At 57.2% G+C, this 11,875-nt stretch carries 12 protein-coding genes; 11 read left to right on the plus strand and 1 reads right to left on the minus strand.

From position 1 onward, the window contains the following. The first annotated feature begins 58 nt into the window (after positions 1–58). The 9 genes from glmS (at position 59) to ureG (ending at position 8,202) form a co-directional block, all read left to right on the plus strand. Entirely contained in the window at positions 59–1,888 is a 1,830-nt protein-coding gene (gene glmS, locus A15D_RS02870; protein WP_102790689.1) for a glutamine--fructose-6-phosphate transaminase (isomerizing), read from the plus strand. Positions 1,889–2,133: 245 nt separating this feature from the next. Then, positions 2,134–3,018: an urease accessory protein UreD gene (locus A15D_RS02875; protein WP_199175739.1), complete on the plus strand. Its 885-nt coding sequence runs from the start codon at positions 2,134–2,136 to the stop codon at positions 3,016–3,018. Positions 3,019–3,049: 31 nt separating this feature from the next. Next, a complete protein-coding gene (ureA, locus tag A15D_RS02880; protein WP_022985888.1) occupies positions 3,050–3,352 on the plus strand; it encodes an urease subunit gamma in 303 nt (100 codons plus the stop codon). A 12-nt stretch (positions 3,353–3,364) separates the two neighbouring features. Next, positions 3,365–3,670: an urease subunit beta gene (locus A15D_RS02885; protein WP_022985887.1), complete on the plus strand. Its 306-nt coding sequence runs from the start codon at positions 3,365–3,367 to the stop codon at positions 3,668–3,670. A gap of 172 nt (positions 3,671–3,842) precedes the next feature. Further along, on the plus strand, positions 3,843–5,537 hold the full coding sequence (gene ureC, locus A15D_RS02890) for an urease subunit alpha (RefSeq protein ID WP_304528952.1): 1,695 nt from the start codon (positions 3,843–3,845) through the stop codon (positions 5,535–5,537). Between the two features lie 32 nt (positions 5,538–5,569). Beyond that, positions 5,570–6,124, plus strand: a complete 555-nt coding sequence (gene ureE / locus A15D_RS02895; protein WP_102790691.1) for an urease accessory protein UreE — start codon at positions 5,570–5,572, stop codon at positions 6,122–6,124. 42 nt (positions 6,125–6,166) lie between these two features. Then, complete coding sequence (locus A15D_RS02900) at positions 6,167–6,751, plus strand: HupE/UreJ family protein (protein ID WP_158245775.1); 585 nt, start codon at positions 6,167–6,169, stop codon at positions 6,749–6,751. A gap of 17 nt (positions 6,752–6,768) precedes the next feature. Then, a complete protein-coding gene (locus A15D_RS02905; RefSeq protein WP_102790693.1) occupies positions 6,769–7,458 on the plus strand; it encodes an urease accessory protein UreF in 690 nt (229 codons plus the stop codon). A gap of 96 nt (positions 7,459–7,554) precedes the next feature. After that, a complete protein-coding gene (gene ureG, locus A15D_RS02910; RefSeq protein WP_102790694.1) occupies positions 7,555–8,202 on the plus strand; it encodes an urease accessory protein UreG in 648 nt (215 codons plus the stop codon). Between the two features lie 108 nt (positions 8,203–8,310). Here the strand turns inward: ureG and A15D_RS02915 are convergent, their stop codons facing one another. Beyond that, on the minus strand, positions 8,311–9,204 hold the full coding sequence (locus tag A15D_RS02915) for a LysR family transcriptional regulator (protein ID WP_102790695.1): 894 nt from the start codon (positions 9,202–9,204) through the stop codon (positions 8,311–8,313). Between the two features lie 159 nt (positions 9,205–9,363). Here A15D_RS02915 and A15D_RS02920 point away from each other — a divergent pair, with 159 nt between their 5' ends. Both A15D_RS02920 and A15D_RS02925 read left to right on the plus strand, forming a co-directional pair. Further along, complete coding sequence (locus A15D_RS02920; RefSeq protein WP_102790696.1) at positions 9,364–10,122, plus strand: SDR family oxidoreductase; 759 nt, start codon at positions 9,364–9,366, stop codon at positions 10,120–10,122. Between the two features lie 74 nt (positions 10,123–10,196). Further along, entirely contained in the window at positions 10,197–11,204 is a 1,008-nt protein-coding gene (locus tag A15D_RS02925) for a zinc-dependent alcohol dehydrogenase family protein (protein ID WP_102790697.1), read from the plus strand. Positions 11,205–11,875: the final 671 nt, after the last annotated feature.

Genomic DNA, 11,875 nt, shown 5'->3' on the forward strand with positions numbered 1-11,875 from the left:
GATAGAGCGGCGACGACACAATCGCCACTCCATGAAAAGAATGTTAGGGAAATAACACATGTGTGGAATCGTCGGTGCCATCGCCCAGCGTAACGTAGGCAACATCCTGATCACCGGACTCAAGCGCCTGGAATACCGGGGCTATGACAGTGCCGGTGTCGCGCTGCTCAACGACAGCGGGATTACCCGGGTACGTCGGCAGGGCAAGGTGGCCGGGCTGGAAGATGCGGTTAATGAACAGGCGGCCAGCGGTTTCACCGGTATCGCCCACACCCGCTGGGCGACTCACGGTAAACCCTCTGAAGCCAATGCCCACCCACACATGTCTGGCAACGATCTGGCGCTGGTCCATAACGGCATCATCGAAAACTTTCAGAAACTGAAAGACGCACTGGAAGCCGACGGTTACACCTTCCAGTCCCAGACCGATACCGAAGTGATTGTTCACCTCATCGACCAGACCCTGCAAACCGGCGTGGACCTGTTCACCGCCGTGCAGCAAGTGACAAAGAAACTCGACGGCGCCTACGCCCTGGGTGTGATTCACAAGGCGCAACCGGACAAGCTGGTTACCGTCCGTTCCGGCAGCCCGCTGGTGATCGGCCTCGGCATTGATGAAAACTACATCGCCTCCGACCAGCTGGCCCTGTTGCCCGTCACCAACCGCTTTATCTTTCTGGAAGAAGGCGATCAGGCAGAGCTGACCATCGACGGTGTGCGCATCGTTGATGCCAACGGTAACCCGGTCACCCGCGAGCCCCACGAATTCGACGGCACCCACGAAGATGCGGAAAAGGGCGAATACCGCCACTACATGCAGAAGGAAATCTTCGAGCAACCGGCGGCCATCCAGAAAACCCTGGAAGACCGTATCGAATCACCGGCCACGTTGATCAACGCCTTCGGTGAAAAAGCCCCGGCCATTTTCGACAAGGTAAAAACCGTCCAGATCGTGGCCTGTGGCACCAGTTACCACGCAGGTATGGTGGCCCGTTACTGGCTCGAAGACATTGCCGGCATCCCCTGCCAGGTAGAAGTGGCCAGTGAATTCCGCTACCGCAAACATGTGGTGCCGGAAGGCACCCTGTTCGTGACCATTTCCCAGAGTGGCGAAACCGCCGATACCCTGGCCGCCCTGCGCGATACCCAGTCTCCCAACTACGTGGGCCGGCTGGCCATCTGTAACGTGGACAGCTCCTCACTGGTGCGCGAATCCGAGCTGGTATTCCTCACCAAGGCCGGCCCGGAAATTGGCGTGGCGTCCACCAAGGCGTTCACCACCCAGCTGGCCGGCCTGCTGATGCTGGTATTGGCCCTGGGCCGCCAGAAAGGTCTGGCCGACAGCGAAATCGAAACGGTACTGGCAGAAATGCGCCAGCTGCCGAACCTGATCGAACAGGCTGCCGCACTGGATAAGCCCATCGAAAAACTGTCCGAGCACTTCGTGGAAAAACACCATGCGCTGTTCCTCGGCCGTGGTGTGCAATTCCCGGTGGCACTGGAAGGTGCGCTCAAGCTCAAGGAAATTTCCTACATCCACGCAGAAGCCTACGCCGCCGGTGAGCTCAAGCATGGTCCGCTGGCACTGGTCGACAGTGAAATGCCGGTGGTGTCCGTGGCACCCAACGACGAACTGCTGGAAAAACTGAAATCCAACCTGCAGGAAGTGCGCGCCCGTGGTGGTGAGCTGTATGTGTTTGCCGACAAGAACGCCCACGTAAAAGAAGGCGAAGGCATCCATGTACTCAACATGCCCGCCGTGCCAGAAACCATCGCCCCCATCGTCTACACCGTGCCGCTGCAATTGCTCAGCTACCACGTCGCCGTGTTGCGCGGCACCGATGTGGACCAGCCAAGGAATCTGGCCAAGTCGGTGACAGTGGAATAAGGCAGTTAACAGTTAATAGTGAACAGTTAACAGCGAAAGCCCGGCAACGCCGGGCTTTTTGTTGCACACCTCCCCTGTAGGAGCGTCGCTCGCGGCGCGATAGCCGCGGCGCGGCTCTCTTTCGCGGTGGCACCACCGCTCCTGCAAAACCGTGTCGATCCCCAGGCAAACTTGTATACCACCTTGTATGGCACGGTTGCTGCATAAAGTTGGTGCATGGCAACCGGCAGGAAGAGGTCTGGCTCGTGACCGTACAGGAACCGGCACCGACACAACGGCGACATCCCAAGACACCAGCCCATGGCAAGGGGTGGAAGGCCCGGCTGCAGATGCAGCTGGAGTGCGCCATTACGGGGCAGGGCGCCAAGACTGTCATGACTGGTCTGCACCATTATGGGCCGCTGCGCGTTCAGCGCCCCTTCTACCCGGAAGGCGGCACCGCCCACATCTACTTGCTGCATCCCCCCGGTGGGGTAGTCGGTGGCGATGGTCTGGAGATCGACATCACTGCCGGCACGCAGGCCCATGGCCTGTTCACCACCCCCGGTGCCACCAAGTTCTATCTCAGTGCCGGCGATACTGCCCGCGTCAGCCAGGCCCTAACCGTGGCCCCCGGTGGCACTCTGGAATGGTTTCCCCAGGAAAACATCTTCTTCCCCGGCGCCAAGGTGCACATGGGCACCACCATTGATCTGCATGGCGATGCCCGCTTCATGGGCTGGGAAATCTCCTGCCTGGGGCGGCCGGTGAACAGCGAGATCTTCGAGCAGGGCAATATCGATGCGCGCTTTCGCATTAATCGCGACGGCAGGCCGCTGCTGATCGAGCGCCTCAAGGTGGATCAGCCGCGCCACCTCAATGCGTCATCCGGGCTGCGTAACTTTCCCATGCAGGCTTTGTTTGTGGCCACCGGTTGCAACGAGGCCCTGCTGGAACAGGCCCGCGACATCATTGCAGGCAACACCGGCGAGATGCCCTGTGGCCTAACCTTGATCGACGACATTCTGGTGATGCGTGTGCTCGGCACCCGCTGCGAAAAAATCCAGGCCCTGATGATTCCGGTCTGGCAGTTATTACGCCAGGCCCTGCTGAACAAACCGGCGGCAATCCCGCGCATCTGGAATACCTGACGGTGAACGGAAAAGGCGAAAAGGCAAAATCATGGAACTGACACCCAGAGAAAAAGACAAGCTGCTGATCTTCACCGCCGCCCTGCTGGCGGAGCGGCGCATGGCCCGCGGTCTCAAGCTCAACTACCCCGAGTCGGTGGCCTTTATCACCGCCGCCATCATGGAAGGCGCCCGCGACGGCAAGACCGTGGCACAGCTGATGGGCGAAGGCCGCACCCTGCTCAAGCGCGATGACGTGATGGAAGGCGTGCCGGAAATGATTCACGAAGTGCAGGTGGAAGCCACCTTTCCGGACGGCACCAAGCTGGTCACCGTTCACGACCCGATTGTGTAAAGGAGTGCACCCATGATTCCCGGCGAAATGAAAGTGCAGGACGGCGACATCGAGATCAATCCCGGCCGTGAAACCGTCACCGTGGAAGTGGCCAACACCGGCGACCGTCCCATCCAGGTGGGCTCCCATTACCACTTCTATGAAGTGAACAACGCCCTGCAGTTTGATCGCGAAAAAACGAAAGGCTTCCGGCTCAACATCCCCGCCGGCACCGCGGTGCGCATCGAACCCGGCCAGAGCCGCACCGTGGAACTGGTGGCCTACGCCGGCGAAAGAAAAGTCTACGGCTTCCAGGGCAAGGTGATGGGCTCGCTATAAGGCTGGGGGTTTTCTGTGGGAGCTCTCTGTGCCCTTTAGGGTATGCGCAAGCGATTTACCACCATCGCCTGCCGGCAGCCTCCCACAGTCGAACCAGCAGAGACGGGAAATAATGTCTGAATGGGGTGGTTAAACCAGCCCATCAAAAAACAGGAGAACCACCGTGGCAACAATGTCCAGACAGGCCTACGCGGAAATGTTCGGCCCCACCACCGGCGACCGCCTGCGCCTCGCCGATACCGATCTGTGGATCCAGGTGGAAAAGGACTACACCGTCTACGGCGACGAAGTGAAATTCGGCGGCGGCAAGGTCATCCGCGATGGCATGGGCCAGTCTCAGCATCCCTCTGCCAAAGTCATGGATCTGGTCATCACCAATGCCCTGATCATCGATCACTGGGGCATCGTCAAAGCGGACATCGGCATCAAGGCCGGACGCATCGCCGCCATCGGCAAGGCCGGTAACCCGGACGTGCAGCCCGACGTGGATATCATCGTCGGCCCCGGCACTGATGTGGTGGCGGGCGAGGGCAGCATCGTAACCGCCGGCGGCATCGATTCGCACATTCACTTTATCTGCCCGCAGCAGATCGACGAGGCGCTGGCCTCCGGCGTCACCACCATGATCGGCGGCGGCACCGGCCCCACCACGGGCACCAACGCCACCACCGTCACCCCCGGCCCCTGGAACATGGCGCGCATGCTGGAAGCGGCGGATTCGTTCCCCATGAACCTGGGCTTTCTCGGCAAGGGCAACGCCAGCCTGCCGGAATCCCTCACCGAACAGATCGCCGCCGGCGGCATCGGCCTGAAACTGCACGAAGACTGGGGCACCCCCCCCCAAGCCATCGACACCTGCCTCACCGTGGCCGACGACACCGACACCCAGGTGGCGATCCATACCGACACCCTGAACGAATCCGGCTTCGTGGAAGACACCATCGCCGCGTTCAAGGATCGCACCATTCACACCTATCACACCGAAGGGGCAGGCGGTGGCCACGCACCGGACATCATCCGCGCGGCGGGGCTGACCAATGTGTTGCCATCCTCCACCAACCCCACCCGGCCCTACACCGTGAACACGGCCGATGAGCACCTGGACATGCTCATGGTCTGTCACCACCTGGACCCGAGCATCCCCGAAGACGTGGCCTTCGCCGAATCGCGCATCCGCCGCGAAACCATCGCCGCCGAAGACATCCTTCACGACCTCGGCGCCTTCTCCATGATCGCCTCGGATTCCCAGGCCATGGGCCGCGTCGGTGAAGTGGTCATGCGCACCTGGCAAACCGCCCACAAGATGAAAGTGCAGCGAGGTGCCCTCAAGGGCGATCCCGCCGAGCACGACAACTTCCGCGTCAAACGCTACGTGGCCAAGTACACCATCAACCCGGCCATCGCCCACGGCATGGCCCACGAAATTGGTTCGGTGGAAGTAGGCAAGCTGGCAGATCTGGTGCTGTGGAGCCCGGCCTTCTTCGGCGTCAAACCCAACCTGATCATCAAGGGCGGGATGGTGGCCATGGCCAAGATGGGCGACCCCAACGCCTCCATCCCCACACCGCAGCCGGTGCATTACCGCCCCATGTTCGGCGCCTACGGCAAGGCCCGCCAGGCCACCACCATGACCTTCATCTCCCAGGCGGCCATGGATGCCGGCATCCCCGAACAACTGAAGCTGGCCAACCGCATCGGCGTGGTGAAAGGCTGCCGAACCGTGAAAAAGAAAGACATGCTGCTCAACGACTGGCAGCCCAACCTGGAAGTGGACCCGCAAACCTATCAGGTGCGCGCCGATGGCGAACTGCTCACCTGTGAACCAGCGGATGCCCTGCCCATGGCCCAGCGCTACTTCTTGTTTTGACGGCGCGCTTTCAGACAGACATTGAGACAACCATGATCGAACTGACAAAAAAACTGAACGAGAGCGCCCTGGAAGGCCTGGATAACAGCACCCTGAAAGTCCTCAGCCTGCCCATCGATGCGCGCATCAAAAGCCGCCAGAAAGCCCTGCTGGAAAGCGGCGAACCGGTGGGCCTGTTTCTCGAGCGTGGCACCCTGCTGCGCGGTGGCGATGTGCTGACCAATGCCGACGGCATCCTGGTCAAAGTCATCGCCGCCGATGAAACCGTCTCCACCATCCAATGCGACGATGCCCTGATGCTCGCCAAGGTGGCCTACCACCTGGGCAACCGCCACGTGCCCCTGCAAATCGAAACCGGCTTCGTGCGCTACCAGCACGACCACGTGCTCGACGACATGGTGCGCCAGCTCCCCGGTGCCGACAGTAGCGTCACCGTCAACGTAGAGCAGGCCCCGTTCGAACCTGAGGCCGGCGCCTACCAGCAGGGCGGTGGCCACCACGGTCATTCGCACGGGCACGGGCACGGCCATGGCCATTCGCACGATCACGACCACAGCCACGATCACTCACACGAACACAGCCATTGAGCTAACGCGATGCCCCGGGCGTCGTCACGAAAGGAGCACACCATGAAACACCTGACTCGCAAGGCCAGCACCGCGGCCCTTACCCTGGCCACAGTCGCCCTGCCAGCCGCCGCCATCGCCCACACCGGCGAAGGCGCCCATGTACACGGCGGCCTGATGGCGGGCCTTACCCATCCCGTCACCGGCATGGATCACCTGGTCGCCCTGGTGCTGTTCGGTGCCTTGCTGGCCGGCACCTCCCTCAAGGAAAAACAACTGGGCTTTGCCGCTGCCGGCATCAGCCTGGCGGCCGGTTTCGCCGGCGGGATTGCCCTCGGTGGCCACGTGGCCATGGAAGCCTTGATCACCGGTTCGGCCCTGTTGTTCGCGGCTGCCCTGGCGTTCCCGGCCAGCGTACGTGGCAAAGCCGCCTGCGCGGTGGCGATCCTGCTGGGCGCTCACGGCTGGGCCCACGGCGTGGAAATGACCGGCAGCCTGGCCGGCTTTGGCGCCGGCTTCCTGGCCAGCTCCGTACTGCTGATGCTGGCGGGCCTGCCGCTGGGCCAACAGATCCAGAAAATCGCCCCGGCCCTGCGGGCCGTACTGGCTGCCGGCGCAGCCCTTGGCCTGATGCTGCTGGCGGGCTAAACGATGAGCCGCGCATCATGAGCAACAGCGCCTTCTTCCGCCTGCAGCAACTAATCAGCCCGTCGCTGCCCATCGGTGCCTTCACCTATTCGCAAGGCATGGAATGGGCAGTGGAGTGCGGCTGGATCAAGGATGCCGACGACGTCTACGTGTGGCTCGATGGCCTGCTGGAAAGCAGCGTCGGCGCGCTGGAGCTCCCGGTACTGGCAAGGCTATACCACGCCAGCCAACAGCAAGATGTAGAGGCCTTCAGCCACTGGGCCGACACCCTGCTGGCCTGGCGGGAAACCCGCGAGCTGCGCGCGGAAGAATGCCAGCGCGGCCAGGCCCTCACCATGGTGCTGGACAAACTGCCGGACGCCGCAGGCTGGCCCGAGCTGCAAGAGACTCAATGGCGTGATGCCCTGGCCCAGACCCAACTGGCCGGCTTCGCCCTGGCCTGCGCCCGCTGGCACGTGGATCTGGAACAGGCACTCAACGGTTACCTGTGGAGCTGGCTGGAAAACATGGTCATCGTCGCGGTGAAACTCATCCCCCTGGGCCAAAGCGATGGCCAGCGGGTGCTCTACCGCTTCAGCGACCAGCTGGCGGCCATCACAAAGCAGGCCATGACCCTGGCCGACGACGACATCGGCTCCTCGTCCCCCGCCATGGCCATCGCCAGCAGCCTCCACGAAACCCAATACTGCCGCCTGTTCCGGTCATGACACTGGCGCTGGCACCGGAATCGGCAAAGAACACTGTGGGAGCGTGCCTGCACGCGATAACCCAACACAAGACAGGCAAGAACAACGGAGAACACCATGACAACCGAACATAAATCCCCCCTGCGCGTCGGCATCGGCGGCCCGGTCGGCTCCGGCAAAACCGCCCTGCTGGAAAAACTCTGCAAAGCCATGCGCGACGACTACCACATCGCCGTGGTCACCAACGACATCTACACCAAGGAAGACCAGCGCATCCTCACCGAAGCCGAAGCCTTGGAGCCGGAACGCATCGTCGGCGTGGAAACCGGCGGCTGCCCCCACACCGCCATCCGTGAAGATGCCTCCATGAACCTGGCGGCAGTAGAAAACCTGGCCCGCAAATTCGGCAACCTGGACGTGGTGTTCGTGGAAAGCGGCGGCGACAACCTTAGCGCCACCTTCTCACCGGAGCTGGCAGACCTGACCATCTACGTGATCGACGTGGCCTCCGGGGAGAAGATCCCCCGTAAGGGCGGGCCGGGTATCACCAAGTCAGATCTTCTGGTGATCAACAAGATCGATCTGGCGGATCTGGTGGGAGCGGATCTGGGGATTATGGAATCGGATACCAACCGCATGCGCGGGGAGAAGCCCTGGGCGTTTTCGAATCTGAGGAATGATGTGGAGGGGTTGGAGAAGATTATTGGGTTTATTGTGGAGGAGGGGATGTTGCGGAGTCATTCGGAGAAGGCGGCTGTTAGTTAACAGTTAACAATGAATAGTGAATAGTTGAGCCCGGCGTAGCCGGGCTTTTTTTGGGTGGGTGATTTTGGTTTGGGTGAATCGCACTTTATGAATATTACTTATGTGCCATTAGCGGTCACTCAATCTTGACACCAAGTGATCAAAAACCAATCGAATACGTTGTGGTACTGGACCACGTTGAGGGCGATAAATATATAAATCCCAAGGCACAGGCTCGACCTCTTCTAACACTCTCACAAGTTTCTCTTGGCGTAATAAGTCTTGGGCCAAAAAGTCAGGAATTTGAGCAAACCCCAGTCCATTTTGTACACCCATTAATTCAGCTTCGGCGTCGGCACTTCGAAAACGTGTTATGGGTGGCGTCCACTGTCTGTCCATGGAAAAAACCCATGGCCAAAGCTTTCCCGTATTGCGATCTACTAACCCTGTAACCGGCAAGTGGTTTAGATCTTCAATAGACGCAGGCGTTCCCTCTCTATTTATTAAGTCAGGCGAAGCCACGACATACATATTGATTTTGGCGAGCTGGCGGGCAATAAATCGACTATCCCTCATGAAGCCGATACGAATCCCAATATCTATTTTTTCGTCAACGACATCCACGCGCTCGTCACTGAGTGTCAGGTCTATATCAAGTTGAGGATGTACTGTTGAGAGTTCCATTAATGCTGGCATCAAGCATTTATGACCAAAACCAACAGGCGCTGCGATACGAACCCGCCCTTGTAATTCATTATCCGAGTTAGGGGCGCTTGTTTGAAACAATTCATCTACAGCGCGCAGGCGTTCTTTTGCTATCACAGCAAATTTTTCTCCAACTAGGGTCACTTGTATGTGTCGAGTATTTCGATGAAATAAAAGCTCCCCTTGCAATCGCTCTAACTCCTTCACTGCTCGTGTCACTGCCTGAGGAGAAATTCCCAGACGGTTAGCCGCTTCTTTAAAGCTGCGAGACTCAGCAGCAGTACAAAATATCCGGAGCATTTCCAATCTGTTAAGCATCACAGTCACATTCAGGTTTGGTATGAATGCATAACCATTATTCCAATTTATGGAATTGTCAAATTAAAATGTTTCCATTTATTGGTTTTTAAAGGTAATGGATAATTTGTTTATTGTTTAGACAGAGCCATTCATTCAACTGATTTGAGGATATCAACTATGAGTAGTGTTTTAGCAAACAACATCAGCGGTAAGGTCGTTGTGATCACTGGTGGTAGCAGCGGTTTAGGCGAGACCACGGCAAGACATTTGGCCAGTCTGGGCGCATCTGTTGTTTTGGGTGCCCGACGCATCGACAAGCTTGAAGCTATTGCTGCTGACATACGCACAGCGGGCGGAAAAGTTGCGGTTCAAGCGACAGATGTGACTAGCCAGGACGAAGTGAAGGCCCTTGTAAATCTTGCACAAGAGCGCTTCGGTAAAGTTGATGTGGTTATCAATAATGCAGGGTTAATGGCGATTGCACCGTTAGCTGAGACTCGAGTTGACGAATGGGATCGCATGATTGACATCAACGTTAAAGGTCTGCTGTATGGAGTAGCCGCAGCGCTTCCGATCTTTCAGGAACAGGGATCCGGCCACTTTATCAATATTTCGTCCGTAGCGGGTATCAAAGTATTCAGTCCCGGCGGCACGGTTTATAGCGGAACCAAATTCGCTGTTCGCGCTATTGCCGAAGGCTTGCGCCATGAAGTTGGGGGTAAAATTCGTTCAACAATCATTTCACCAGGTGCCGTCGAATCTGAATTAAAACATGGAAGTTCAGATACTCAGGGTGCAGCCTTTGTAAAAGATTTTTATCAGCAAAATGAAATTCCATCTGAATCTGTTGCTCGTGCTATCGCATACGCAATTGAGCAGCCTGCGGATGTGGATATCAACGAGATTGTTCTGCGCCCAACTGTTCAAGAATTTTAATTCGTTTAATAAAAGACCTATTAACCAGCGGGTGATTTAACCACCCGCTGAATATTCAGATCGTGAGGTTATTGATGACTGCGTTAAACGGACAAATGCGTGTTTTGATATTAGATAGCTATGAAGAAGGTACAGTATTCCGGGATGCCCTGATTAACTTACCTTCTCCATCAGCAGGTCAGGTGCAAGTAAAAATATTTGCGAGTGGCGTCAATCCTATTGATTACAAGATCCGCCAAGGTATCGCTCCTTATGCCATGCCGGAATTACCCGCAGTACTTGGCACCGATTTGGCTGGAGAAGTTGTTGCTATCGGCGACGGCGTCACCGACTTTGCAGTAGGCGATGCAGTTTATGGTCTGACTGGCGGAGTGCGAGGATTGCAAGGCTCATTGGCTGAATATGCCAACGTAGATGCTGAGTTACTTGCTCCCAAACCGAAAAATTTGTCCATGCGTGAAGCTGCGGCTTTACCTCTGGTTGCTCTTACCGCTTGGGAAGGTTTGGTTGACAAGGCGAATGTTAAAGCGGGCCAGAAAGTCCTTATCCAAGGTGGAGCTGGCGGAGTTGGGCATGTAGCTGTGCAAATTACTAAGGCCTTAGGTGCCGACGTTTATGCCACTGCATCGACTGGAAAACAACAACTGCTCAAGGCGCTTGGTGCCACGCCAATTGATTATCACACTGCAAGCCCTGCTGACTACGTGGACGCATACACCCAAGGCAAAGGGTTCGATATCATTTACGACACTGTCGGTGGCTCTGTACTCGATGCCTCATTAGGTATCATTGCACATTATGGACATATTTTAAGCTGTGCTGCATTCGGCTCACATAACCTGGCACCGTCGTCATTACGCTCTGCAACATTGTCAGGGATTTTTGTGTTACACCCCCAGCTCAGCGGAGAGGGGCGCAAACATCATGGTGACATTCTGCGGCAAATTACGGCTCTCGTTGAAGCTGGACAAATTAAGCCACTACTCGATCCGTTACGCTTTTCCCTTGACACGGCAATGGATGCACATAATGCCGTAGAGTTGGGGTCCATGGGTAAAGTAGTTATTGATGTAATTGCTTAAAAAGTCATGGCGTAATCGGGGACACCCATAAATTGGGGAATGATCTTCCTCCGGAGATGGAGGTGTAAGCTGCACTATGGTTGCCGGCCAGATCGGTCACAGAGGTGCTTGTTTCAGGACGGATTCTGCCTGTGTTCGGTTGTTTGATAGTTGGTGTGAGTACAGGCTTGTCGGCTCGCTCTACCGATCGGGACTCAGCGATAAGAAGTGGTGAGATAATGGAGAGTAGAATGAATGCGGAATACAGAACGGTTAACCTGAACATGGCGCGAGAATCTCCAGGGCATTTGATTTTGGGAATAGAGCCAGCAGTCGTTGAGGCATAAATTCAAATGGAGCCGAGATGGATTAACTCTATCAGCGGCTGGAAAGAAGAGGTGTTGATAGGGATCTCATTTTGAGGAAGGGGTTCGGGTTCAGGTCCCGGGATGCAAGGGGAGGAGCTAATGGGAAGGGATACCCCCAATTTAGGGGACAGTGATCGGGGACACGCATGAATTGGGAGGTAATCGGGGACACCCATCAATTGGCAGATTTCCTACAAGCTTTTGAGTCAGTCGCTGACAGGTAACTGTCTATAAGGTCAGTATGATGTGGTGATGGAATCGCAAGGAGGCGACCCATGACCCGCGCTCGTTATACCCAGGTATCGCTGGATTCCACGTCTTACT

The sequence above is a fragment of the Alcanivorax sp. MD8A genome (genome assembly GCF_002888555.1).
In the GTDB taxonomy this organism is placed as follows: domain Bacteria; phylum Pseudomonadota; class Gammaproteobacteria; order Pseudomonadales; family Alcanivoracaceae; genus Alcanivorax.